Origin of the sequence: Sandaracinobacteroides hominis, assembly GCF_016464365.1 — a bacterium.
GTDB classification, from domain to species: Bacteria; Pseudomonadota; Alphaproteobacteria; order Sphingomonadales; family Sphingomonadaceae; genus Sandaracinobacteroides; species Sandaracinobacteroides hominis.
On record NZ_JADCUC010000009.1, the window covers coordinates 1 to 23266 of the forward strand.

24 protein-coding genes and 1 tRNA gene are annotated in these 23266 nt (G+C 65.4%); 19 read left to right on the forward strand and 6 right to left on the reverse strand.

Features of this window, described 5'->3' with window-relative positions:
- Positions 1–127 precede the first annotated feature (127 nt).
- The gene (locus tag IM784_RS15325) at positions 128–730 is read right to left on the reverse strand and encodes a TetR/AcrR family transcriptional regulator (protein ID WP_199556233.1); all 603 of its coding nucleotides are present in this window, start codon (positions 728–730) and stop codon (positions 128–130) included.
- A 244-nt stretch (positions 731–974) separates the two neighbouring features.
- Between IM784_RS15325 and IM784_RS15330 the strand changes: the two genes are divergently transcribed.
- The 10 genes from IM784_RS15330 (at position 975) to IM784_RS15375 (ending at position 12942) form a co-directional block, all read left to right on the forward strand.
- A complete protein-coding gene (locus IM784_RS15330) occupies positions 975–2126 on the forward strand; it encodes a DsbA family protein (protein ID WP_199556234.1) in 1152 nt (383 codons plus the stop codon).
- The gene (locus IM784_RS15335) at positions 2123–3196 is read left to right on the forward strand and encodes an MBL fold metallo-hydrolase (protein ID WP_199556235.1); all 1074 of its coding nucleotides are present in this window, start codon (positions 2123–2125) and stop codon (positions 3194–3196) included. The genes IM784_RS15330 and IM784_RS15335 overlap by 4 nt, the downstream gene beginning before the upstream one ends.
- The gene (locus IM784_RS15340; protein WP_199556236.1) at positions 3193–4827 is read left to right on the forward strand and encodes a sulfatase-like hydrolase/transferase; all 1635 of its coding nucleotides are present in this window, start codon (positions 3193–3195) and stop codon (positions 4825–4827) included. The genes IM784_RS15335 and IM784_RS15340 overlap by 4 nt, the downstream gene beginning before the upstream one ends.
- Positions 4828–4837: 10 nt before the next feature.
- Positions 4838–7216: an arylsulfatase gene (locus IM784_RS15345; protein WP_199556237.1), complete on the forward strand. Its 2379-nt coding sequence runs from the start codon at positions 4838–4840 to the stop codon at positions 7214–7216.
- Between the two features lie 23 nt (positions 7217–7239).
- Positions 7240–8274: an alanine racemase gene (alr, locus tag IM784_RS15350; protein ID WP_199556238.1), complete on the forward strand. Its 1035-nt coding sequence runs from the start codon at positions 7240–7242 to the stop codon at positions 8272–8274.
- Between the two features lie 57 nt (positions 8275–8331).
- The gene (locus tag IM784_RS15355) at positions 8332–8619 is read left to right on the forward strand and encodes an EF-hand domain-containing protein (protein ID WP_199556328.1); all 288 of its coding nucleotides are present in this window, start codon (positions 8332–8334) and stop codon (positions 8617–8619) included.
- A 128-nt stretch (positions 8620–8747) separates the two neighbouring features.
- Entirely contained in the window at positions 8748–9368 is a 621-nt protein-coding gene (locus IM784_RS15360) for a class I SAM-dependent methyltransferase (RefSeq protein WP_199556239.1), read from the forward strand.
- Between the two features lie 221 nt (positions 9369–9589).
- Positions 9590–10381 carry a helix-turn-helix domain-containing protein gene (locus tag IM784_RS15365; RefSeq protein WP_199556240.1) on the forward strand — a complete coding sequence of 264 codons (792 nt, stop codon included), beginning with the start codon at positions 9590–9592 and terminating at the stop codon, positions 10379–10381.
- Positions 10381–11208, forward strand: coding sequence for an HNH endonuclease (locus IM784_RS15370; protein ID WP_199556241.1), 828 nt, complete (start codon positions 10381–10383; stop codon positions 11206–11208). Before IM784_RS15365 ends, IM784_RS15370 begins: the two co-directional genes overlap by 1 nt.
- 120 nt (positions 11209–11328) lie before the next feature.
- Complete coding sequence (locus IM784_RS15375) at positions 11329–12942, forward strand: terminase large subunit (RefSeq protein WP_199556242.1); 1614 nt, start codon at positions 11329–11331, stop codon at positions 12940–12942.
- Positions 12943–13090: 148 nt separating this feature from the next.
- Here IM784_RS15375 and IM784_RS15380 read toward each other — a convergent pair whose 3' ends face one another.
- Positions 13091–13495 (reverse strand): type II toxin-antitoxin system PemK/MazF family toxin, encoded by a 405-nt coding sequence (locus tag IM784_RS15380; protein ID WP_199556243.1) that lies wholly within the window; start codon positions 13493–13495, stop codon positions 13091–13093.
- A 272-nt stretch (positions 13496–13767) separates the two neighbouring features.
- Here IM784_RS15380 and IM784_RS15385 point away from each other — a divergent pair, with 272 nt between their 5' ends.
- From IM784_RS15385 to IM784_RS17670, 7 genes are all read left to right on the forward strand, one after another.
- Entirely contained in the window at positions 13768–14196 is a 429-nt protein-coding gene (locus tag IM784_RS15385; protein ID WP_199556244.1) for a hypothetical protein, read from the forward strand.
- Entirely contained in the window at positions 14193–14408 is a 216-nt protein-coding gene (locus IM784_RS15390) for a hypothetical protein (RefSeq protein WP_199556245.1), read from the forward strand. The genes IM784_RS15385 and IM784_RS15390 overlap by 4 nt, the downstream gene beginning before the upstream one ends.
- A 135-nt stretch (positions 14409–14543) precedes the next feature.
- On the forward strand, positions 14544–15107 hold the full coding sequence (locus IM784_RS15395; RefSeq protein ID WP_199556246.1) for a MerR family transcriptional regulator: 564 nt from the start codon (positions 14544–14546) through the stop codon (positions 15105–15107).
- Positions 15108–15206: 99 nt separating this feature from the next.
- A complete protein-coding gene (locus IM784_RS15400) occupies positions 15207–16433 on the forward strand; it encodes a phage major capsid protein (protein WP_199556247.1) in 1227 nt (408 codons plus the stop codon).
- Positions 16433–16978: an HK97 family phage prohead protease gene (locus IM784_RS15405; RefSeq protein ID WP_235977422.1), complete on the forward strand. Its 546-nt coding sequence runs from the start codon at positions 16433–16435 to the stop codon at positions 16976–16978. Before IM784_RS15400 ends, IM784_RS15405 begins: the two co-directional genes overlap by 1 nt.
- Complete coding sequence (locus IM784_RS15410) at positions 16965–18122, forward strand: phage portal protein (protein ID WP_199556248.1); 1158 nt, start codon at positions 16965–16967, stop codon at positions 18120–18122. The genes IM784_RS15405 and IM784_RS15410 overlap by 14 nt, the downstream gene beginning before the upstream one ends.
- A 169-nt stretch (positions 18123–18291) precedes the next feature.
- Positions 18292–19428 carry a tyrosine-type recombinase/integrase gene (locus IM784_RS17670; RefSeq protein ID WP_199556249.1) on the forward strand — a complete coding sequence of 379 codons (1137 nt, stop codon included), beginning with the start codon at positions 18292–18294 and terminating at the stop codon, positions 19426–19428.
- A gap of 2 nt (positions 19429–19430) precedes the next feature.
- Here the strand turns inward: IM784_RS17670 and IM784_RS15420 are convergent.
- A tRNA-Lys gene (locus IM784_RS15420) sits at positions 19431–19506 on the reverse strand.
- 48 nt (positions 19507–19554) lie between these two features.
- Positions 19555–20070: a 2-amino-4-hydroxy-6-hydroxymethyldihydropteridine diphosphokinase gene (folK, locus tag IM784_RS15425; protein ID WP_199556250.1), complete on the reverse strand. Its 516-nt coding sequence runs from the start codon at positions 20068–20070 to the stop codon at positions 19555–19557.
- Here folK and IM784_RS15430 point away from each other — a divergent pair.
- The gene (locus IM784_RS15430; RefSeq protein WP_199556251.1) at positions 20069–20695 is read left to right on the forward strand and encodes a uracil-DNA glycosylase; all 627 of its coding nucleotides are present in this window, start codon (positions 20069–20071) and stop codon (positions 20693–20695) included. The two genes, folK and IM784_RS15430, sit on opposite strands and share 2 nt — an antisense overlap.
- 353 nt (positions 20696–21048) lie before the next feature.
- Here the strand turns inward: IM784_RS15430 and aguB are convergent, their stop codons facing one another.
- Complete coding sequence (gene aguB / locus IM784_RS15435) at positions 21049–21906, reverse strand: N-carbamoylputrescine amidase (RefSeq protein ID WP_199556252.1); 858 nt, start codon at positions 21904–21906, stop codon at positions 21049–21051.
- 28 nt (positions 21907–21934) lie between these two features.
- Positions 21935–22894, reverse strand: coding sequence for an agmatine deiminase family protein (locus IM784_RS15440; RefSeq protein WP_199556253.1), 960 nt, complete (start codon positions 22892–22894; stop codon positions 21935–21937).
- Between the two features lie 101 nt (positions 22895–22995).
- On the opposite strand from IM784_RS15440, the gene IM784_RS15445 reads away from it, so the two are divergent.
- The gene (locus IM784_RS15445; protein WP_199556254.1) at positions 22996–23217 is read left to right on the forward strand and encodes a hypothetical protein; all 222 of its coding nucleotides are present in this window, start codon (positions 22996–22998) and stop codon (positions 23215–23217) included.
- Positions 23218–23266: the final 49 nt, after the last annotated feature.

Consider the following 23266-nt stretch of genomic DNA (forward strand, 5'->3'; position numbering starts at 1 on the left):
CCTGCGATCGCTGTAGCTCGCCTCGAACGGCGTGCGTGGTCTTGGCGCTCCCGTGTAGAAACTGGCCCATAAACCCTCCCGCTGCGATGATGACAATCTTACACCATCACACTCTGGGACTAAACACTTAGGCCGGCAATAGGGCCGTGACCAGCATATGCAGGATGGACGTTGCCTGCGCGACGGTGAGGCGCTGTTCCAGCCGCAGGCGCCGCCAGACGTCGATGCTGAGCAGCATGTCGAGCGATTCGACCATTTCCCGGTTTGACAGGATTTGCTCGTCCAGCAGCTCCGAAAGGATGTTGCGCAGCTCGCGCTGGATCAGTGCATGGTCATTCTGGAGGACGGTGGAGCGCGGGCGGTGGACGCCGGCTGCCACCATCAGCGGCAGCACTTCCTCGAAGAAGCGGGCGCGGCGATCGACGAGCGCATGCACCTTTGCCGACGCGGTTTCGCCCACCAGAGGCGCATCGCGGACAGGGGCCACCTTCTCCCGCATGACGGCGTGCATCTCGCGGTAGACGCCCTCCATATCGGAGAAGAGACGAAAGACGGTGCGGCGACCGACCCCGGCGCGGGCGGCTACGGCATCGGCGCTGGGGGAGATGTCCCCCTCCCGGACAAGCTCCAGCATCGCCTCGATGATCCGGCGGCGGCTGTCGGCGGAACGACGGCGGCGGCCGTCCGATTCAGGATCGCCAATCCTATCCCCCTCTTTTGTGCGCAGCATGGCAGTGCTCCCTGTTGCACGCATGATGTCATATTGACCGATGTTGCGCCATATGTCACTATTGGCCCTTAAAGTGCCATAAGTAAGCGCAATTGCACGAGCAGCGACCGCAGCGGCCTGGGGAGGTGTGGATGTGGGCAGGATCAGTGGAGGCGGCCGGGTGGAATCCCTTGCCGCACAAATTCTTGTCAGTCCCGCGCTTCGGCGAATTTCGCGTCGATTCCATGCCGCAAGGCGTCGTTTGATGGGCGAAGTACCGACTGTTCACTATTTCCACGGTGTTTCCGATCCCTGGTCGCTGTTGGCGGTGCAGATGCTGCCGCGGCTGGAAGCAGCGCATGGCGTGCGGATCGTGCCGCATCTGGTGCCACCTCCGGCGGAAGCTGCGGCGCCCGAGCCGGGGTTGCTGGCGGACTGGGGGCTGCGGGATGCGCAGCAACTGGCGACGGCACACGCCCTGCAATTTCCCGAGAATCCCGTTCGCCCATCCGCCAAGGCTGTTGCGGCGGCGGAAGCACAGCTGGCCGGCGCCGGAAGGAATGCTGCGGAATTTGCTGCACGTGCGGTGGCGCTGGGCACAGCGCTGTTCTCGGGCGAGGCAGTTGACGGCGCCGGCGATGCAACAGCTGCGCTGGCCGAGGGCGCTGCCGCGCTCACGGCTGCCGGCCACTATCTTCCGGGTGTCTTTTCCTTCGAGGGAGAATGTTATTGGGGCGTGGACCGGCTGCCGCATCTGGAGGCGCGGCTGGGCGGGACGCCCGTGGTTCGGCAATTGGAGGCGAGTGCGGAGACCGGAGATTCCGGGGGTGCGGAGCTGCACTTCTTCCTGAGCCTGCGCAGCCCCTACACCCATATCGCTGCGCCGCGGGTGGCTGCGCTGGCGCGGCGCTGGAACGCCAAGCTGGTGCTGCGGCCGGTACTGCCGATGGTGATGCGCGGGCTGCCCGTGCCGCGCGAGAAGCGGATGTATATCGTGCGCGATACCAAGCGCGAGGCGGAGCGACTTGGCCTGCAGTTCGGCCGGGTGTGCGATCCTGTCGGCGTGGGCGTGGAGCGCGGAATGGCCGTGCTGCACCGGGCGATTGCGATGGGGCATGGGCCGGCGTTTGCGCAGAGTTTCCTGCAGGGCGCCTTTGCCGAGGCGGTGGATGCGACGACCGACGACGGGTTGCGGATGCTGGCGGTAAGGGCCGGGCTGGGCGAGGCAGACGTGCGAGCGGCTCTGGCCGATGAAAGCTGGCGGCCGGTTGCCGAAGCGAACCGGGCCGAGATGTTCGCCGGCGGCCTGTGGGGAGTGCCGAGTTTCCGGGTCGGCGACTTGCCTTCGCACTGGGGGCAGGACCGGCTGTGGGCCGTGGAGCGGGACCTGAGGACACGCGCGGGGGAAGTGGCATGAAGAAGTGGCTGTTGGGGGCGGTTGCCGTGGTGGCGCTGGGGGCCGGGGCGGGGTGGGCGTTCCGGGAGCCGTTGGCCTTGATGCTGTATGCGCGCGGCGCCGAGCAGGCCTTGACCTCCAACAATCTGGACGGCTTGCCCGACGGGCTGCACGCGGCCTTCTGCGGCACCGGAAGCCCGATGCCCGATCCGGATCGCGCCGGGCCGTGCCTGGCGGTGATCGCCGGCAAGCGCCTGCTGATCGTCGACGCGGGCGAAGGCGCGGCGCGCAACCTGCAGCTGATGGGCCTGCCGCCAGGTCGCGTGGAGCGGGTGCTGCTGACGCATTTCCACTCGGATCATATCGATGGGCTGGGCGCGCTGGCGCTGCAGCGCTGGGTGGGTAGCTCTGCGACGGCGCAGCTGCCGCTGCTGGGGCCGGTCGGCGTCGGACAGATCGCCGCCGGCTTCAACGCCGTCTACCAGCCGGACTCGACCTATCGCGTGGCGCATCATGGCGAGGCGGTGGTGCCGCCTTCGGGTTTCGGGCTGTCGCCGCGCGCCTTTGCCGTGCCGGAAACCACGGCGGTGATTTCCGACGACGGCGGGCTGAAGGTGACGGCGATCCGGGTCGATCATCGGCCGGTGGCGCCGGCGGTCGGCTATCGCTTCGACTATAAGGGGCGATGCCTGACGGTTTCGGGGGATACGGTGGTTTCCCCGGTGCTGATGCGGGCGGCAGAGGCCTGCGACCTGCTGGTGCACGAGGCGCTGCAGCCGCGGCTTACCCGCGTGCTGGGAGAGGCCGCGAAGAAGGCCGGCAACGCGCCGCTGGCGAAGGTGATGGCCGATATCGAGGACTATCATACGACGCCCGAGCAGGCGGCCGAGGTGGCGCAGAAGGCGGGCGCGAAGATGCTGGTGTTGACGCATATCGTGCCGCCGCTTCGATTGGCGGGGCTGGAGGGGGCGTTTCTGGGTGATGCCCGCAAGCGCTTTGATGGCGAGATCCGGATCGCGCAGGACCGCGATCTGGTGAGCCTGCCGGCAACCGGGGGGATCGAGACGAGCAGGCTGGGAGGGACGCGATGAAGAAGCGCTGGTTGTTTCTGGGCGGTGCGCTGGCGCTGGCCGGCGTGGGCTATGCGGCGTTCCAGCATTGGAAGCTCTATATTCCGGGCCTGATTGCGGATGTGACCGATCCGATCGGGCCGACGCAGACGGTGAACTGGGCGCAGGGGCCGGCGGTGGCGCCCGCCGGGCAGCGGCCGCCGAACATCATCCTGATCGTCGCCGACGATCTTGGCATCAACGACATCTCGGCCTTTGGCGGCGGCATCGTGCCGACACCCGCCATCGACCGGCTGATGCAGGAAGGCGCGACCGTCGACAGCTTCTATGCGGCGAACGCGACCTGTTCGCCCAGCCGGGCGGCGATGATGACGGGCCGCTATCCGACGCGCTTCGGGTTCGAGTTCACGGCCGTGCCGCCGCTGCTGGCGAAGAATGTGGGGCATGGCGCCGGCTTCGGGCCGTGGCAGCCGATCGTGCATTCGGAAGTGGCGGACCAGCTGCCCGACTATCGCTCGCAGGGGGTACCGGCGAGCGAAGTGATGCTGCCGGAGGTGCTGAAGACCGCCGGCTATCACACCATGCATATCGGCAAATGGCATCTGGGCGAGGCCAGGGGCATGCGCCCCGAGGATCAGGGTTTCGATGAGTCGCTGGGCTTTGCGGCGGGGGCCGGGATGTTCCTGCCGAAGAATGCGCCCGATGTGGTGAATGCCAGGCTGGACTGGGACCCTATCGACCAGTTCCTGTGGGCGAGCCTGCCCTATGCCGTGCAGTGGAATGGCGGCAAGCGTTTCGCGCCTGGCGGCTATGTGACGGACTGGTTCACCGACGAGGCGCTGCGCGCGATCGACGCGAACAGGAACCGGCCCTTCTTTCTGTATCTCGCCTATAACGCGCCGCACACGCCGCTGCAGGCATTGAAGAGCGATTACGACAAGCTGGGCCACATCCAGGATCATCGCGATCGGGTCTATGCGGCGATGCTGGTGGCGCTGGATCGCTCGGTCGCCCGCGTGCAGGCAAAGCTGGAGGCCGACGGGATCGCCGACAACACGCTGATCCTGTTCACATCCGACAATGGCGGCGCCTGGTATGTGGGGATGGATGGGCTGAACAAGCCGTATCGCGGCTGGAAGGCGACCTTCTTCGAGGGCGGAATTCGGACGCCGCTGTTTGCGAAATGGCCGGCGCGGATCAAGCCGGGGACGAAGGTGTCAGGGGTCGGCTCGCATATCGATCTGTTCGCGACCGCGGCGGCGGCGGCTGGCGCCAGAATGCCGGGGGACCGGCAGATGGACAGTGTGAGCCTGCTGCCGGCGCTGGAGACGGGGGGCGCGCTGCCGCCGCGCACCAACTTCTGGCGTTCGGGCGACTATCGCGCGGTGCGCGATGGCGACTGGAAGCTGCAGGTTTCGAAGCGGCCCGAGCGGGTGTGGCTGTTCAACCTGAAGGACGACCCGACCGAGCGGACCGATCTTTCAAAGGCGATGCCGGACAAGGTGGCGGAGCTGAAGCGGCTGATCGAGGCGCAGGCGGCCGAGATGCCGAAGCCGTTGTGGCCGGCGCTGATTGAGGGGCCGGTGCGGATCGACGTGCCTTCGAACGCGCCCTGGGTCGAGGGGCAGGAACTGATTTACTGGGCCAACTAGGAGCAAGCGCATGGCGGATGAAGAGAAGCGCAAGCTGGATCGGCGCTCGCTGCTGGTGGGGGGCGCCGTTGGCGTTGGCGTGGCGGGAGCCGCCGCCGTTGGCGCGCGGGCCATCGAGGGGCGGGCGCGGCAGCTGAAGACGCCGAAGGCGGTGGCGAAGGGCGAGGCAGCGGAAATCGCCGAGAGCTTTGCCGACAGCCGGCCGATGGACGTGAACGACAAGGGTTGGCGCGACGGTGCGCCCAATGTCGTCGCCATCCTGCTCGACGATGTCGGCTTTGCCGATCTCGGTTGCTATGGCTCGGAAATTCCGACGCCGGCCATCGATGCGCTGGCGGCCGCCGGATTGCGCTATTCGAACTTCCGCACCACTGCGATGTGCTCGCCGACGCGGGCGGCCTTCCTGACCGGCCTCAACCACCATTCGGCGGGGATGGGCTGGCTCGCGGATATCGACAGCGGCTATCCGGGGACGCGGGGCGACCTGACGCACGATGCGGCGACCGTGGCCGAGATATTGGGCGACGCCGGCTGGAGCACCTTCCTGTGCGGCAAGTGGCATGTGAACAGCGGCCATTCCACCGGCGCCAACGGGCCTTATCGCAACTGGCCGACACAGCGGGGCTTTGACCGGGCCTATTGGTTCCAGGGGCATTCGACGGATTATTTCCACCCCTCCGAGCTGTTCGACGGGGTGGCGCCTGTGGAGCCGCCGACGACGCCCGATTATTATGTGAACGACGATCTGACCGACCGGGCGATGGCCTATCTGGGCACGCAGCAGGCGCTGGAGCCGGGGCGACCGTTCTTTCTGCAGCTGGCCTTTCCGGGGGTGCATTCGCCGCTGCAGGTCCGCCGCGCCGAGCGGGAGAAGTTCAGGGGCGCCTATGATGCCGGCTGGGATGCCGTGCGTTCGGCGCGGCTGCAAAAGCAGATCGAGTTGGGGATCATGCCGGCGGGGACGAAGCTGCCGGCGCTTTCCTCGGGCGCGAAGCCGTGGGCGGACGTGCCCGCCGCAGATCGGGCCCTCTATGCCCGCTATATGGAAATCTATGCGGCGATGCTGGCGAATATCGATGCCAACATCGGTCGGCTGCTGGTGCGGCTGGAGCAGCTGGGCGTGCGCGAGAATACGCTGGTGCTGCTGTTTTCCGACAATGGCGGCTCGGCGGAGGGAACGGAGACCGGAACGCCAAACGTCTTCGCCGCCGCCTTTGGCCGGCCGGTGCCGGTGGCGGAGGCACAGAAGCTGATCGATGTGATGGGCGAGGACCCGACCTTCCCGCACTATCCGATCGGCTGGACCAACGCCTCCACCACCCCGTTCCGGCTCTACAAGCAGTTCACGCATCTGGGCGGCGTGGCCGACCCGCTGCTGGTGAGCTGGCCGAAAGCCATGCCGCAAAAGGGGGCCGTGCGCAGCCAGTTCGTGCATGTGATCGACCTGCTGCCGACGATCCTGGAGGTGGCTGAGGTGAAGCCGCCCGAGGCGCGCAACGGGCGCAGGATGAAGCCGTTGGAAGGGGACAGCATCTTCGGCACCTTTGCCGACGCTGCAGCGCCGACGCGGACGGAGCAATATTTCGAGCTGGGTGGCAACCGCGCCTATTATGCAGCGCCGTTCCGCCTGGTGACACGGCACGAGCGGGGTGCGCCGTTCACCGAAGACAAATGGGAGCTCTATGATCTTTCGAAGGACCCGAACGAGCTGAACGATCTGGCCGCCAGCCGCCCCGACAAGGTGGCGGAGCTGGCGGACAAGTGGAACGCTGCGGCGGAGCGTTACCAGGTGTTTCCGCTGGACGACCGGCAGATGGTGATCCGGCTGGTGCAGGATCGGCAGAACCGGGGCATCCGCGAGACGTGGGACCTGCGACCGCCGATCGAGCGGCTGAGCCGGGAGGTGGCGCCGGTGGTCTGCGGACTGCCGCACGAGATCATCGTAGATTGCGTGCGAACCGGCGACGGCGTGCTGGTCGCGCACGGCAGCCAGCCGGCCGGATACACGCTCTATATAAAGGGTGGGCGGCTCTACTATGAACAGTCGCTGCTGCCCTGGCGGGAGGTGATCGACGGCGGGCTGGTGCCGATGGGCAAGCTGGAGATCCGCTATGTGCAGAAGATGGAGAGCCGGCCGTTCGATGGTTCCGGCGCCTTGTTCGTCAACGGAAGGCAGACTGGCAGCCGCAAGTTCCGGCAGGCGTTGTTCTCCACCGGCTATGATGGTTTCTCGGTGGGCGCTGACCTGGGGAACCGGGTTTCGCCGGCCTATGCGGCGCCCTTTCCGTTCGCCGGATCGATCGAGCGCGTGCGGATCGATGTCGATGCCAGCGCGCTGAGCATGGTGGAGCAGGCGCGCTTCCTGAAGGCGATGGCCTTGCGGGTGTAACGGGGGGAGCTTAATCGCCTCCCATGGCTGATCTTCCGACCGTGCCCGCTCCCCTTCGCCTCCGGCTGGACGGGGAAGCGCTGGTGGGCAATTTCCGTGGCTGCGAAGCGCGTGCGGGCGTGCCGGCCATTCCGGCGGTGAAGGCGGATGGATACGGGCTGGGCGCGCGCGAAGTGGTGCGACGGCTGCACGGCGCAGGGGCGAAGGCGTTTGCCGTGGCGACATGGGCCGAGGCCGTGGCGCTGGGGCGGGCCGACCTGCCGCTGCTGGTGCTGCACGGCTTTACCCCCGATTGCGCTGCTGCGGCCGCCGCCTTGCCGCTGGCGAGGCCGGTGCTGAACACGGTTGCGCAATGCGCCGCGTGGAAGGCAGCGTTTCCGGGCCGGCCGGCGGACCTTATGGTGGAAACCGGGATGAACCGGCTGGGGGTGCAGCCCGCCGAAATCTCTGCGGCCGACGGCATTCCGGTGCAGATCGTGCACAGCCATTTCGCCTGCGCCGACGAGCCGGGAAATCCGCTGACAGAGCGACAGATTGCGCGTTTTCGCGAGGTGGCTGCCGCGACGCCGGGAGCCGCGCATGCGATTGCCAATTCGGCCGGAATTCACTGGCCCGGGACATCCTTTTCCGCCGTGCGGCCGGGATTGAGCCTGTATGGGGGCGAGGCCTTTCCAGCGGCTCAGGTTCGCCGCGTGGTGACGCCTGAGGCGCGGATCATCCAGCTTCGCGATGTCGCCGTTGGCGAGGCGGTTGGCTATGGCGCGACCTGGGTGGCGGAGCGGCCGAGCCGGATTGCGGTGCTGAACATCGGCTATGCGGATGGCATCGCGCGGAGGCTGGGACCGTATCTGAAGCTGCACGCAGGCGGGCGGGCGCTGCCGCTGGCGGGGCGGGTTTCGATGGACATGCTGGCAGCCGACGCAACGGGCACAGAGCTTTCCGAAGGCGACTGGGTTCAGCTGGATTGGGACCTGCCCCAATTGTCGGCAGCTTCGGGCTGCTCGCAATATGAGCTGCTGGTTCGGCTGGGAGACAGGTTCGAACGGATATGGATCTGAGCGCGGGGGACCGGTGCGATGCACTGCGTAGAAGCCTGAAATCCTGAGGAGAGTGACATGAAATCTGCAAGCCTGATGATCGCCGCCCTGCTGATGGCCGCCCCTGCGCTGGCGCAGACCGCACCGGCATCGACAACGCCACCCGCCGGGCATGGCGGCGGCAAGTTCTGGGATGTGACCGACACCAACAAGGACGGCGTTCTGACCGCCGACGAGTGGAAGGCCGCTGGCCGCAAGCCCGAGGGGTTTGCGATGATGGACGCCAACAAGGATGGTAAGGTAACCCGCGAGGAAGGCCGCGCGGCGATGCAGAAGATGATGGAAGCCCGCAAGGCTGCGCAGTGACGGCAGCTATATAACGGCTGCAGGCCGCAAGCCCGACCGGGCGCCCGCGCAGGTGCGCGGAAGCGGCGCGAAGCGCCCAAGTTAAGACAAATCTTGCCGTGCGCCTCAGCGCACGGCAAGATTTACGCATGGGCTTTTGGGATCGTCATGTCTTGCCCCGCCTGATCACCTGCGCCTGCGGGCAGGGGCAGGTGATGAAACGGCGTGCGCTGGTGGTACCGGGGGCGCGCGGACGCGTGCTGGAATATGGCTGCGGCGGTGGGCTCAATCTGGAATTCTACGACCCGGTAGTCGTCCGCAGCCTGACGGGTATCGATCCGCATGCCGAGCTGCTGGAGCGGACGGATGCGGCCTCGGCCGAGGCGCCGATCCCGATCGAGACGCATCGGGGGTTCGCGGAGGATCTGCCCTTTGCCGACGCGAGCTTTGACACGGTCGTCACGACGTTCACCTTGTGCTCGGTGCAGGATCCCGCCGCCGCGCTGGCGGAAGCGCGCCGCGTGCTGGCGCCGGGCGGGCGGCTGCTGTTTCTGGAACATGGGCTGAGCCCGGATGCCGAGGTACGGCGGACACAGGCGCGCATCGAGCCCCTGTGGAAGCGCCTCGCCGGCAATTGCCACCTGACGCGGCCGGTCACCTCAGGGGTGGAGGCGGCGGGTTTTCGCCTGGTGTCGCGGGGCGCGGGCTATACGCCGAAATCGCCTCGCTTTGCCGGATGGATGGAGTGGGGGACAGCGGAACCGATCTGAGCGCCGGTTCGAACCGAAAGGGTTCGTGATACCGACCAGGTGCCGCGCGCCCGCGGAGGGCCATGCCGGTGCGCGGAAGGGTTGGTGGGCTCGCCGGGGCTGTCCCGGTGTTGCGAGATCAAGAGCATAGCTTGGCGCACGGCCTTTCCGGGTAACGTGGTTGCCCTTGGGAGCCAAGAACGTCTGGCGAACCTGTCGGCCTCCGGGCTGGAGGTGCGGACATGAGCATGATTGCGGTAGCTTGGGCGTCCGAAGCTCAACCCGGTTCTGCCTCTATGAAGCTGGTGTTGTGGGCGCTCGCCGACAACCATCGCAAAGAAAGCGGGCTAGCGTTTCCATCACTCGCTACCCTGGTCGATTTCACGGGATTGAATCGCAAGACGGTCATCGCTTGTCTCGATCGGCTTGAGGCAGATGGGTGGATTGCAGATTCCGGAATCCGCAAGGGTGCCACTGGGCAGGTGAAGGCCTATCGCTTGTTTGGAGGCGGGCCAGCAAAAACCGAAGAGTCCCAAAAGCGGAACGGTTCCGAAAAGTCGCGGAAAGAGTCCCAAAAACGGGACACGGAACCTTTCTCTGAACCTACTACCCCCCTTACCCCCAAAGCGCCGCAGCTGCCTCGGCGGCGGAAGCGGCGAGCGGAAGTGGCAGCGCAAGAACCTGAACCGATCGACCCAACGGCGCCGGGTGAGAGCGATGAGGCGGATGAACTGAGGCGGCGGTGGTGTGAGGCGATGGGGCAGCGGGCTTATGCCGCGCTGTTCCGGAACCCCGTGTGGCGAACATCCGTCACGTTCACCGGCAGCGAAGTGTTGATCCAGACGGCCAATGTTGAACTGTTCCGCAGCCTGCTGAACCGGAAGTTGGAGCTTATCCCGGCCGTTCGGGCTGTCTGTCCTGGCGCGGAACTGAGAGTACCTCCGCCGCAGGCAGTGCCAGCGGCAAGCGCTGCAAATGCTATCCGGGGGGAACGAGAGGCACGGGCAATGGGCAACGCCGGAGGGCGGCGCTAGTGGCCGATGCGATTTATAGCACGGCTCGCTGGCGTCGGCTTCGTCGGGCGAAGTTGGTAGAGTTCCCGCTCTGTCAGGATTGCGAGGCCGCCGGCCGCCTGAAGCCTGCCGAAGCGGTGGACCATGTGATTCCCGTCCGGCTCGGCGGCGAAGCCTTCCCTGCGCTTTCTGGCCTTCGCAGCCTGTGTAATCGCTGCCACTCACGGAAGACGGCGCGCGGGCCGGAGGCTGGCGCCGTCTGGACAGATAAACCGATAAAGGGCTGCGATGCGAGTGGGCGGCCCACGGATCCAGAGCATCCCTGGAACGGGGGCGGGCAACAGACCTTTGAGGCCCTGTTGAAGCCGCCCGGGCTGCGGCGCTCGGCTGTTCCTGTGGTGCTGGTATGTGGGCCATCCGGCGCGGGCAAGAGCACGTGGGCACGCAAGCACGCGGGGCCGGCAGACCTCATCCTCGACCTCGATGATATCAAGCAGCAGGTCAGCGGGCTGCCTCGCTATGCAACCAGCAGGGAGGTGTTGGCCAAAGCGCTAAAGGCTCGCAACGCAATCCTGTCCGGCCTGTGGAGGGAGCAGCGATATGATCACGTGTTCTTCATTGTTGGCGCGCCCACGTCGGCTGAGCGCACTTGGTGGATAGGGCAGCTGGGCGGTCGCGTGGAACTGATCGCCACGCCCTTGGATGAGTGCCTGCGACGGATAACAGCCGACCCAGAACGGACGACTGAGGTGGCTCGAATGATCCGGGCTGCGCAGAGGTGGTGGCTGAAGCACGCCGAAGATACGGCGCCGCACGGGCAAAAATCACATCACAATGTGAGAATGTAGGCCAATTCATGAAAAAATCGCTCATAGCTGAGGCTGGAACACAGCCGCCCCAAAGAAATCTTGAGTTATTTAAGCGAGATAGCTCATCACATCACATTGTGATGTGCGCTGGAGGCGGGCATGGCTAAGCGCGGTCCTGGAAGTCGGAAGCAGATCGAGGCGGCAAATCGGGAAGGGTTGCCCTCCGATCGCCCTTGGGAGGCGGAGGGCCTGACGCGTGCGGAACGTGTCATCGCCTTCATCGAATCCCTGCCTGTCACCAAGGGTTTTGGCGCCGGCGAGCCCATGACGCTGCAGCCGTTCCAGCGGGAATGGATCGAAGCGGTCTACGCGACCGGCGACAACGGCCGGCGCCTGGTGCGCACAGGCCTGATGTCGGTGGGCCGGGGGAATGGCAAGACGGTGCTGCTGGCGGCGCTGTGCCTGGCGCACCTTGCCGGACCTGAAGCCGAGCCGCGCGGCGAGTGCTATTCGGCTGCGGCGACCAAGGAACAGGCCTCGCTGATCTTCTCCGAGATCGAGGCTTGGGTTTACGCCGTGCCCTGGCTGGCCCGCCGGCTGAACGTGCAGACCTTCCACAAGCGGATTGCCGACGACGAGACGGGATCGATCTACAAGGCGCTGGCCTCCGACGGCCCGGCCGCGCACGGCCTCGCCGCCAGCTTCATCGTCTGCGACGAGCTGGCACAGTGGAAGCGCCGCGAACTTTTCGACGTGCTGCGCACGTCTATGGGAAAGCGGAAAGAGCCGCTGCTGGTCGCGATCGGCACGCAATCTGCGGACCATGACAACATGATGTCCGAGCTGGTGGACTATGCCGAGCGCCTGCAGGGCGGCGACATCACCGACCCCGCCTTTCATGGCGCCGTCTATCGGATCCCCGATGAGATGGACGTGTTCGACCCGGAGAGTTGGCCGCTGGCCAACCCTGCGCTGGGCGTGTTCCGCAGCCTGGAAGAACTGCAGATTGAAGCGGAGCGGGCGCGGCGGATCCCGACGACGGAAGGGGCATTCCGAAACCTCTATTGCAATCAGCGGGTGGATGCCGAGCCGAAGGCGATCGATCCGCACGAATGGGACGCCTGCGGCACAGAGACGGTGGCGCCGCTCTACCTCGCCGGGAGGCCCTGCTATGTAGGCCTCGACCTCTCCCAGGCGCGCGATTTGACGGCTGCCGTGCTCTATTTCCCCGAAGATGGCGGAATCATCATCCCCTATTTCTGGTGCCCGGATGACGCGGTGCGCGAGAAAGAGGAACAGGATCGGGTGCCCTATCGGGTCTGGGCAAAGCAATCGCTGATCGAAATCGTGCCCGGCAATTACATCGATCGGGAATATGTGGCGAAGCGCCTGGCGGCGATCGCGGCTGAGTTCGACGTAAAGGGCCTGGCCTATGACCGCTATGGCATGCGGGAGCTGCAGCTGATCCTCGACCGCAACGGCATCAACTTGCCCCTGGTGCCCTTCTCCCAGAACTTCGGCAGCATGGGACCGGCGGTGGACGCCTTTGAAGCGGCGATGCTGACAGGCAAGCTGCAGCATGGCGGGCACCCGATCCTGCGCTGGATGGCCGGCAACGCCGTGTTTCAGATGGACGCGAATGGCAACCGCAAGCTGGCGAAGGACCGCAGCCGAGACAAGATAGATGGCCTTGTGGCGCTGGTTATGGCGATCGGGCTGGCGGCGCGGACGGAAGTGGCGCCGGACGTGACGTGGGAGATTGAGTGGTTTTAAACGACAAAGCCCCAGCGGTTAGGCTGGGGCTTGTCAAACCTCTTGCTGGCAACGCTAGAAGTTCCGCCAAGTTAACTTGGACTTAAGCCTGATGCTTGTTGCCAAGCAGCGCAGGAATGCATCTGATATACACCGAACGGGTATATTTTCAACCTGCTATGCCGAGCGCGAGAGCCACCTTTCGTCGAAGTTCTTTAAGGATGTCCGCTTCCAACTCCCTCTGGATGAATTGCCGGGAGCCGGTAACGGGGTGCTTTGTATACGGCAGGTTCAACCGATGATAAGCCACCGTGGCAATATGGTCACATGCCGCCCAGCGCGGGCAATCGCCCCACGGTGGTGGCAAGCTGATGTCGAGGCGATGATGCCATTCTTCCAAAGTGGTCGGGCATGTTGCCGATAAGGGCACGACCGAGGCAAGATCATTTCGCCGCTTCAGTTTGGGGGAAATGATGATGGCCAGCCGTTGCTTTACCATCTCCGGTGGTCGAAACCCCGTGGAGTAATCGCAGACAACAATCGTTCCCGGCTTGGGATGGTAAGGCAGCGCCATTAACGCAGACGTTCCCCAAGCAATCGCCGCACAGCCTCCGGTCGCGACGGCTTAGGTTCGGGCTGGGCGGCAATCCATGCGTCGAGGGCAGATAGCTGATCGGGGGGGATACGAACCGTTACCGCAGTCGCATTGACCGCCGGCCGTCCCCGCGATTTTCTGACATTAGCTATTGACGACATGGAATAGATGATGGCAGAAAAGGCGAGCCGATGGAAGGGGCCTAATCCTTCCCCCGGCTCTAACCGCAACCGTTCCCAAGGAGAACGATCATGGCTGATCCAGCCGATAGCACCGCCACGCCTGTCAACAAAGCCTATGAGGCTTGGCAAAACTGCCAGATCGCGTTCGCCCGCTACACCCTGGCTGTACATGTAGAAACCGCCACCGTTCCCGAAACGATCGACGCTGCCGACGAGACACGCGAAGCCTACGACCAAGCGCTGATAGCCTTCATGTTCTACCCCGCGACTGAGCCTTACATGCTTCGCGCCAAGCTGGATTGGTTCATCTCTGAGGCCAGCGATGAGCATTTCCGCTCTGGCGAGTTTCTAAGCACGATGGCCGCAGATGCCCGGCGCATCGAAGGCACTTATTTCGAAGTCTGCCAGAAGGCGGAGAAGGCGGAAAAGCGCGCCCAGCTCGTGAAGCGTGCGCTCGCCTGCGCAGAGGCAGAAATCGCCAAGGAGGCCGGACAATGAGCGACCATGTCGCCTGTGCGCTCATGATCGGGCTTGAAGCCGATCTGCAGGGCAAGCTCGAAGTCGAGCCTCCTGGCGAAAGACGGGACCGGTGGTTGACGCGGCTAGATAATGTCAGGCGGCGGCTTGCTGAACTTCGACCGATGTATTTCGCCGGGACTGGCTTGGGGACTACTCCCAATGAACGTCCGCTGGGCACAACCATTCACTGAACAGCTTGCCATCGAGGCCGGCCGCGCCTGATCCAGTGCCCCCGCGTGCGACGGGGGTGGCCTCGGCTGCCATAAGCGTGGCACTTGACACGGTCAAAAGCGTGGCTCATATCACGCTCTTAAATTGGAGCTGTCATGCGCTATTCCGTCGAAACCATCTCCCGCGACTTCACCCCGGCCGAGGCCGCCACCGTCACCGGCGTTTCCACGACCCTCCAGCGCGATTGGAGGCGGCGCGGTGTCATCGAGTCCAAGGCAGATGGCACCTGGACGCGTTGGCGCCTGGAAGACATCATCCGGCTGGCGGTGATGAAGCTGTTGTCTGATGCCGGTGTGGACGTGTCGTCCACGAAGATCATTGCCCACATGGCCATTCTGCCCACGCTGGTCGCCATGGAGGAGATAGACGGCGCAGTCGTCTTTGAAGGTGACGAAATCCCCGATCTCTCGCGGGAGCGCATTCGCGCCGCCGCCGCCAACGACGCAGGCCCTGCCGCCTACGGCCGGTTCCTTGTTTGCGGCGGCAGCAATGAGCTCGACGTGACCCGCGTGCCCAACCTCGCCGCCATGGACGATCTGGCGGACGAGGAACCAAGGGCAATTTCTTTCGTCATCGACTGCTGGTTTCTCGCCAGCCTGATCGTGGATCGGGCTGGCGGCCCCGTCATCCGCCGCAAAGTTGAAATAACAGCGGAATGAACGCGCCTTCACACCGCAACCTTCCCCGCCATCGTCGCGAGACAGACGGCAATCACCGTGCCGGGGGCTTCGGCTCCCGGCCAGCATGAAAGACCGAGCATGAAAACCTCTGACCTGATCGAGCAGCGCGGCGCCCTGGTGGCACGGATGCGGGCCGCACATGACGCCGACAAGGCGGAAGACTTCACCGCTGCCGAAGCCGAGCTTCGCGGCCTGGATTCCAAGATCGAGCGCGCCAAGGCACTGGACGCGGCCGACATGCAGGCGCCCAAGCGCGACGAGCGCATGGCGGCCGAGCTGGGCAACTACAGCCTAACCCGTGCGCTGGCATGGGGTGCCGGCCTGCGCGGCGTCGATGCCGGGCGCGAGCGCGAAGTGGACGCGGAGCTGCGCAGCACGACTGGCCGCCAGTTCAAGGGCATTGCGGTTCCGACCGAGCTTTTCGAGAAGCGGGTGCTGACCACGGCGCTGCCTGCAGGCGGACCGGGTTCCAACCTGGTGCCGACCGAATTCCTTGCGAACGAGTATATTTCCGCGCTGACGGCCTCCACCGTCATCGCCAGCCTCGGTGCCCGCACCCTTTCCGGCCTCGTTGGCAATGTCGAAATCCCCATGGAAAAGGCGGCAGTGCCGCCGGGCTGGGTGAGCGATAATGGAGCGCTGACGTTCTCCGATCCGCAATTTGGCAAACTTGCCATTGGTCCCAAGCATGTCGGGTCTGGATCCGAGTTCTCGCGCAATATGCTGTTGCAGACGAGCCCCGGCATCGAAGGCCTCCTTCGCCAGATGATGGCGCGGGATATCGCGCTGGAGATGGACCGCGTTGCCATCCTGGGCGGCGGCACCAATGAGCCGACCGGGATCCTTGCCGCAGCGGGGACGCAATCGCAGGCCTATGCGACGAGCATCTTCCACACCACGGCGGAAATGATCGGCAAGGCCAAGGTGGCGAACGTGGGGGAAAGCCGGGCGTTCCTCTCCACCAACCGCGTTGCCACGATCGCCCGCAAGACGCTGGACGCGCAAAAGCTGCCCATCGGCACTGCGGCGCTGTTCCACGGCGAACGGGTGGAGTTCAGCAACCTTGCCCCCGACACGCTGGGCGCCGGCAACAACGAGTCGGCCCTGATCTACGGCGATTTCTCGGAGCTGCTGATCGGCCTCTGGTCGGCTCTGGACGTGCTGGTGAACCCCTTTGCCGATGCCGCTTACAGCAAGGGCAATGTGCTTGTCCGCGCAATGGCCACGGCCGATATTGGCCTGCGCCACCCCGCCGCCTTCGTGAAGGCAACCGGGGTGCTGGCGGCTGCGGTGGGCATCGCCTGATGCACGGCGGCGGCATCGAGCGCCGGGCGGCTGCCATCGAGGTTCGCGCCTCCGGCCGTCGCCTGGAGGGCTATGCCGCCGTCTTCGGATCGGAGGCCAAGATCGGCCGGGTTCGCGAGACTATCGCACCCGGCGCCTTCTCTGGCGGCCTTTCCGGCGACGTGCTGGCATTGCTGGACCATGACCCTGCAAAGGTGCTGGGGCGCACGCGCTCCGGTTCCCTGCGGCTTTCGGAGGACGCCAAGGGCCTCGCCTTCAGCCTGGACCTGCCGGAGACGCAGGCCGGGGCCGACGTGCTGGCGCTCGCCACGCGCGGCGACCTGGGCGGAATGAGCTTCGGGTTCACGATCGCGGAGGGCGGGGAGCGCTGGCAGGGCGAACGCCGCACGCTGAAGCGGGTGAACCTGCACGAAATCAGCGTTGTCAGCGCCTGGCCGGCCTATCCCGACACGTCGCTGGCGCTGCGGGCCATGCCGGGCCTGCTGGAGCGGGAACGGCGCCAGCGCGCTCTTGTGCTTGCGGAGGTGGCCCGTGCAATTGGTTGAACGCATCGCCTCGCGCCTGGGCTTCGAGCGCCGGGTTGCTTCGTCGCCATCGTGGGATGCGCTACAGCCGCTGGGCTTGGGGGCTGCCGTAAACGAGCGGACGGCCGAGAACCTCTCCACTGTTGCCGCATGCGTGGGCGCACAGGCCAGCGCCCTGGCGAGCGCTGCCGTGCTTGTCTATCAGCGCACCGCAGGCGGCCGGGTGGAGGTTCCGGAGCATCCGATTGCGCAGCTGCTGCGGAATGGGCCGAACCCCTATCAGACGTGGCCGGATCTGCTGGAGGCGTGGTTTTCCTGCACCCTGCTGACCGGCAATGGCCTGTTGGAGATCGAGCGCGACGGGGCGGCCATAACGGCCTTGCGATTTGTGCCATGGCGCTGGGTAAGCCCCATGCTCGCGCCCTCCGGCCGGCTCATCTATGACGTGACGGAACAGACGGGCCTGTATGGGCAGACTGGCGACGTTCGGCGGCTGCTGGCCGGCGACGTGGTGCACCTGAAGGACCGCAGTGATGTCGGTTTCCTTGGGGTGTCGCGGCTTTCCCGATCGGCGGCGCCGGTGGCCCATGCCTTGGCGTTGAACGAACGGGCGCAGAATGTGGTCGCCCAAGGCGCGGCACCGAGCGGCGCGATCTATTCCGATGCCCCGGTTGCCGGTGAAGCTCTCGAGCGCCTGCGGCAATCCATGGCCGAACGGCATAGCGGCCCGCGAAACGCCGGCAACGTGATGTTTCTTCCCGGCGGCCTGAAGTTTCAGACCTTGGGTGTGACGCCCGAAGATGCTGAGTTGCTGGAAAGCCGAAAGTTCAGCGTCGAGGAAATGTGCCGGCTCTATCAGGTGCCTCCCCCGATCGTGCAGGACTATAGCCACAACACGTTCACCAACAGCGACACGGCCGGTCGCTGGTTTGCCCAGTTCACCCTTGGGCCGTGGGCTCGGAAGATCGAGGCGGTGCTTTCCCGGGCGCTGTTCCCCGAAGGCAGTGGCCTGGAGATCGAGCTGGATCTGTCCGTGTTCCTCCGCGGCGACCCGCAAACCCGCTGGGCGGCGCACAAGATTGCGGTGGATGCCAACATTCTCGACACCGACGAGGTGCGCGAAATCGAGGGCTTCAATGCGCGCGGGAAGGCGGTGGTTGGGTGAGCAAGCCCGCCATCTTCACAAAGGCTGATGTTGCGCGAGCTTTGGGCGGTGCGACGGATGCTCGTATGAAGGTGCGAGAATGTGTCATTGATCGCTTTGGCGGAATTCGGTTGATCTTCGACGATGGCTCTCCTGTCGAGCCATCCAACCCCTTGGACAGGGTGTTGAAGTGACGAAGCGAAAGCGCCGCCATCCGAACGTTTCCAGCTATCGGGATCGCCACGGCAAGCAGCGGTGGCGGTGGCGCAAGACGGGCTTCCCAACCTACAGCTTTCGTAACCCTCCGGACACGCCGGGCTTTCGGGAAGAGCTAGAGGCCTGCGAGGCCGGCAATCGCATCCAGCCCGGCTCGGGACGCTGCATACCGGGGAGCGTGTCCGACTTGCTGTGGCGGTATTACGGCTCGACCAACTTCAACAGCGGCGGTGATGACGATCGCCACCGGCGCCGCCTCCTCCTGGAGAGCTTTCGTGTCAGCTATGGCGACGATCTGGTTCGCAACTTCCGTTGGGATCATATCGAAGCCATTCTGGCGGAGCGCGCCAAGAAGAAGCCCGATGATCGAGGGCGACTGGTCGGCGGACCATCGGCAGCGCGAAATCTGCGCAAGCAACTTGTTCGCCTGTTCGCCTACGCGAAGCGGTTGGAGTGGATTACCCGCAATCCCGCAGAAGAAGCCGAGAGGGTGAAAGTCCCGAAGACCGCAGGCTATCACTCATGGTCGGAGGCGGAAATTGCACAATACCAAGCGCGCCATGCGCTAGGCACTCGCGCCCGTCTGGCTTTGGAAATCATGCTCTGGACAGGGCAGCGACGTGGCGATGCGCGGTTGCTGGGCAGCGAGCATCTGAAGGATGGGCGCATCAACTATCGGCAAGGAAAGACCGGCACTGATCTGTGGCTGCCGATGGCGCCCCAGCTTCAGCAGGCGATCGACGCCATGCAACGAATCGGGCTTCGGACGTTTCTGGTGACGGAGCACGGCAAGCCATACAGCCGCGCTGGGTTCGGGAATGCCATGCGGCGGTGGTGTGATGAAGCCAAGTTGCCGCAGTGCACGGCGCACGGGTTGCGAAAAGCGATGGCGCGAAGGCTAGCTGAAAGCGGGGCGTCTCAGCAATCATTGAAGGCTGTGGGCGGATGGAAGGGCGATGCTGAGGTGTCGCTCTATACCGCCAGCGTCGATCAGGAGCGGCTCGCGAAGGCGGCAATCTCGCATCTTTCGGATGCGGATTTGGCGAACCATGAAGAGCGGTTAGCCGAGAAATCCACCCAACAGAATGGAAAGAATGGGAAAAATGGCTGACATGGTGGGCTCGCCGGGACTCGAACCCGGGACCTACAGATTAAAAGTCCGTTGCTCTACCAACTGAGCTACGAGCCCCCACCAAGGGCTGCGGAGGGAGGCCCTTAGGCGGTTGAGGCCGGGCAATCAACCGCTGGGTTTCGGCTTTTGCAGCCGGGCAAGCATCTGGCGGACGGTTTGGAGGCGTTGCGGGTGTCGCCAGTCGGGCCAGATTTCCAGCATGGGCCGCAGCACGAAATCGCGCTGGTGGAGACGCGGATGGGGAAGTTCGAGGCCGTGCAGGTGCAGGCTTTGCTGGCCGAAAGCGATGAGATCGCAATCGAGCACACGGGCGCCCCAGCGCTGGCCGCGGCGGCGGCCGAACTCGCGTTCCAGCGCCTTCAGGAGGCTCAGCAGTTCGGGGGCGCTGCCGCCCCAGCGGGCCTTCAGCGCGGAGTTGGCATAGCGTCGGTTGGAGGGGCCGAGCGGCGGTGTGGAGAGGATGCGGGAGGTTCGCTCGATCCGCAGGCCTCGCTTTGCCAGTTTCCTGATTGCGGCCTGCAGCACCTGCTCCGGGCGGCCGTGCCGGCCGTGGCAGCGATTGCCGCCCAGCGCCACGATCACTGGCGTGGACCTGTCGGGGCTGGTAGCGCTGCGTTGCATGGAGCCCTCCCCCGACTGTCCGCTATGCCCGCGCCTGGCCGCGCACCGCGAGACGTTGCGCGCGGCGCACCCGGACTGGTTCAACGCGCCGGTGCCGGGCTTTGGCGATAAGGGTGGCTGGCTGGCGATCGTGGGGCTGGCGCCGGGCGAGAAGGGCGCGAACCGAACGGGGCGGCCGTTCACGGGCGACGGGGCCGGCGGGCTGCTGTTCGGGACGCTGGCCGAGTTCGGACTGGTTCGCGGCGATTATGGCGCGACTGCGGATGACGGGCTGGAGCTGTTGGATTGCCGCATCGTCAATGCCGTGCGCTGCCTGCCGCCGGCCAACAAGCCGACGCCGGAGGAAATGCGGAGCTGTCGCCCGTTCCTGAAGGATGAGCTGCGGGCGATGCCGCACTTGAAGGTGGTGCTGGCGCTGGGGCAGATCGCGCACCAGTCTGCGGGCAAGGCGCTGGGCGGGAAGTTGCCGAAGCTGCCGTTTGCGCACGGCGCCGTGCACCGGCTGCACACCGGCTATGTGCTGGTCGACAGCTATCATCCCTCGCGGCTGAACCAGAACAGCGGGCGGCTGACGCCCGAAATGTTCCGCGCGGCGGTGGCGTCGGCGGTCGACCTGAAGAGGTAGTGGGCGGCTCCGGTGTCGCGGTGGTCGGCATAGCTGCCGTTCCTGCCTTCCCACGGCGTGCGGCCGCCGGCGATCAACACGTCCTTGCCCACCACGCCGCCTGCCACTTCGGCCTGCGGCGCGGTCAGCGGCGAGGACCGTTGCCGTTGGCCAGAGGGCACCGAGATTGGCGACGAATTCCGGGCCGCGGGCGCGGAAGCCGCCGCCCAGTACCAGCATATCGCGCCAGAGCGTCGGGTAGATTTCCTGCACCGCATAGGGGAGCGGGACCCCTTCACTCCAGATCGGGGCGGCGCGGGCGGGAAATGCGGAGAGCGCCGCCGCACCCACGAGGAGCTCGCGGCGGCCGAGCATCAGATGTCCTCCGCCAGCCGGCCGTAGAGGTTGGGGCGGCGGTCGCGGAAGAAGCCGAAGGCGGCGCGGTGGCGGGCGATTTCGGCAAGGTCGAACCGGGCGGTGATGACGCCTTCGCTGGCGGTATCCATTTCGGCCACCATGTCGCCGCGCTGGTTGGCGATAAAGCTGTTGCCATAGAAGTGGGCGCCGGCGCCATCGGCAGTAGGTTCGACCCCGACGCGGTTGGCGGCGACGATGGGGACGACGTTGCTGACCGCGTGGCCGATCATCGCGCGCACCCAGAGGCGGCGGGTGTCGAGATCCGGATCATGCGGTTCGTTGCCGATGGCGGTGGGGAACATCAGCAGGTCCGCGCCCATCAGCATCATCGAGCGGGCGGTTTCCGGATACCATTGATCCCAGCAGATGCCGACGCCGACCGTGCCATGGGGCGTGGGCCAGACCTTGAAGCCGGTATTGCCGGGGCGAAAATAGAATTTCTCCATATAGCCCGGGCCATCCGGGATATGGCTCTTGCGATAGACGCCCTGCACCATGCCGTCGTCGCCGATGAAGGCGAGCGAGTTATAGTAATGGTGGCCGTCGCGCTCGTAGAAGCTGGTGGGGAGGAAGATGCGCTCGTTGCGGGCGATTTCGCGCGCGGCGAGCACGGCGGGATGGGTTTCGACCGGGGCGGCGGTGGCGAACACGCCCTCATCCTGCGCGGTGCAGAAATAATGGCCTTCGAACAACTCCGGCGGCAGGATGATCTTCGCGCCCTGCCCTGCGGCTTCGCGGACGAACTGCATCGCCTTTGCGATGTCGGCGTCGCGGTTGCCCGACATCGCCATCTGGATTGCGCCGACGTGCATCATGTACTCCATTGGTTTTTTCGCCTCCGGCTCAGGCCGGAACCTGCTGGGTGATGCAGTGGAAGCTGCCGCCCCCGGTGAGGATATGGTTGGCGGGAAGGCCCGTTACCTTGTGGCGGGGGAAGCATTTGCGGACGGCTGCAACCGCTGCCGCGTCGCTGGCGGTGCCATAGAGCGGCACCACCACCTGCCCGTTGGCGATGATCCAGTTCATGTGGCTGGCCGGGACCAGGTCTCCGTCCATCTCGTAGGCGCCGACCGAGGGGATATCGACGACGGCGAGGCCAGCCGCGCGCAGGCGTTCGCGGGCGTCGTCGAAGACTGCCGCGTTCGGATCGCTGGCATCGCCCTTCGGCAGCGCCACGGTGCCGGGGGCGACGAAGCGGGCGAGGTTGTCGACATGGCCGTCGGTATGGTCGTTCAGCAGCCCTTCGCCCAGCCAGACGATGCGGCGGGCGCCCAATGCCTTCGCCAGCGCCTGTTCGGCCCTGGCGTGGGTCCAGCCCGGGTTGCGGTTGGGGTTCAGCAGGCATTGCTCGGTGGTGAGGATCAGGCCCTGCCCGTCATATTCGATGGCGCCGCCTTCGAGGATGAAATCCTGCGCGTCTACGGCAGCCGACACCAGCCCGGCGATTTCGGCGCCGACCGTGTCGTCTCCGGGGAGGTCATATTTGCCGCCCCAGCCGTTGAAGCGGAAGCGGGCGCAGCTTTCGGGGCCGGTGAAGACCGGGCCGGTGTCGCGCACCCAGATGTCGCCGAACTGGATGTCGTGGATGGTGGCGGATCTGCCGACTGCTGCGCGGGCCTGTTCGGCGGCGATTGTGCCACTGGCGAGCAGATGCACCGGCACCGTTTCGGCAAGCTGGCGCACCATGGCGGCGACCTCTGCCTGTGCCGGGGCGAGATCGTCTTCCCACAGTTCGGGGTCTGACGGGAAGGCTGTGAAGAGCGCGCGCTGCGGCGCCCATTCTGCTGGGGCAATGCGATTCATGTCCATCACCTAGTGCGCGGGAGATTGAAGTTCCACCTTGGGGTGTTCATATTGCGGGCGAGAGACGGGACCATTTGTTTTTCGGAAGGTTTTCTGTAGCCATGTTGAACGTCCTGTCGCTGCTGATCGGCGTTGTTGCCGGCGTTATCGCGCTCTTCGGAATCATCCCCTTTGTTGGTTGGGCCAATTGGTTTGTTATTCCGATCGCCGGGTTGGGGTTGGTGCTTGGGTTGATCTCCAGCCGCAAGGAAGGCCAGATCTTGAACCTTGTGGTGATTGCGGTGGCGCTGGTGCGGCTGTCACTTGGGGGTGGATTCATCTGAAGCGGGCGACGCTTTTGGCGAAGCCATAACGCGCGACTCCGCGAAAGAT

Excerpts from the sequence above, each read along its gene's own strand:
- IM784_RS15325 (WP_199556233.1), bottom strand. The coding sequence starts at position 730 with ATGCTGCGCACAAAAGAGGGGGATAGGATTGGCGATCCTGAATCGGAC.
- IM784_RS15330 (WP_199556234.1), top strand. The coding sequence starts at position 975 with ATGGGCGAAGTACCGACTGTTCACTATTTCCACGGTGTTTCCGATCCC.
- IM784_RS15335 (WP_199556235.1), top strand. The coding sequence starts at position 2,123 with ATGAAGAAGTGGCTGTTGGGGGCGGTTGCCGTGGTGGCGCTGGGGGCC.
- IM784_RS15340 (WP_199556236.1), top strand. The coding sequence starts at position 3,193 with ATGAAGAAGCGCTGGTTGTTTCTGGGCGGTGCGCTGGCGCTGGCCGGC.
- IM784_RS15345 (WP_199556237.1), top strand. The coding sequence starts at position 4,838 with ATGGCGGATGAAGAGAAGCGCAAGCTGGATCGGCGCTCGCTGCTGGTG.
- alr (WP_199556238.1), top strand. The coding sequence starts at position 7,240 with ATGGCTGATCTTCCGACCGTGCCCGCTCCCCTTCGCCTCCGGCTGGAC.
- IM784_RS15355 (WP_199556328.1), top strand. The coding sequence starts at position 8,332 with ATGAAATCTGCAAGCCTGATGATCGCCGCCCTGCTGATGGCCGCCCCT.
- IM784_RS15360 (WP_199556239.1), top strand. The coding sequence starts at position 8,748 with ATGGGCTTTTGGGATCGTCATGTCTTGCCCCGCCTGATCACCTGCGCC.
- IM784_RS15365 (WP_199556240.1), top strand. The coding sequence starts at position 9,590 with ATGAGCATGATTGCGGTAGCTTGGGCGTCCGAAGCTCAACCCGGTTCT.
- IM784_RS15375 (WP_199556242.1), top strand. The coding sequence starts at position 11,329 with ATGGCTAAGCGCGGTCCTGGAAGTCGGAAGCAGATCGAGGCGGCAAAT.
- IM784_RS15380 (WP_199556243.1), bottom strand. The coding sequence starts at position 13,495 with ATGGCGCTGCCTTACCATCCCAAGCCGGGAACGATTGTTGTCTGCGAT.
- IM784_RS15385 (WP_199556244.1), top strand. The coding sequence starts at position 13,768 with ATGGCTGATCCAGCCGATAGCACCGCCACGCCTGTCAACAAAGCCTAT.
- IM784_RS15390 (WP_199556245.1), top strand. The coding sequence starts at position 14,193 with ATGAGCGACCATGTCGCCTGTGCGCTCATGATCGGGCTTGAAGCCGAT.
- IM784_RS15395 (WP_199556246.1), top strand. The coding sequence starts at position 14,544 with ATGCGCTATTCCGTCGAAACCATCTCCCGCGACTTCACCCCGGCCGAG.
- IM784_RS15400 (WP_199556247.1), top strand. The coding sequence starts at position 15,207 with ATGAAAACCTCTGACCTGATCGAGCAGCGCGGCGCCCTGGTGGCACGG.
- IM784_RS15405 (WP_235977422.1), top strand. The coding sequence starts at position 16,433 with ATGCACGGCGGCGGCATCGAGCGCCGGGCGGCTGCCATCGAGGTTCGC.
- IM784_RS15430 (WP_199556251.1), top strand. The coding sequence starts at position 20,069 with ATGGAGCCCTCCCCCGACTGTCCGCTATGCCCGCGCCTGGCCGCGCAC.
- folK (WP_199556250.1), bottom strand. The coding sequence starts at position 20,070 with ATGCAACGCAGCGCTACCAGCCCCGACAGGTCCACGCCAGTGATCGTG.
- aguB (WP_199556252.1), bottom strand. The coding sequence starts at position 21,906 with ATGATGCACGTCGGCGCAATCCAGATGGCGATGTCGGGCAACCGCGAC.
- IM784_RS15440 (WP_199556253.1), bottom strand. The coding sequence starts at position 22,894 with ATGAATCGCATTGCCCCAGCAGAATGGGCGCCGCAGCGCGCGCTCTTC.
- IM784_RS15445 (WP_199556254.1), top strand. The coding sequence starts at position 22,996 with ATGTTGAACGTCCTGTCGCTGCTGATCGGCGTTGTTGCCGGCGTTATC.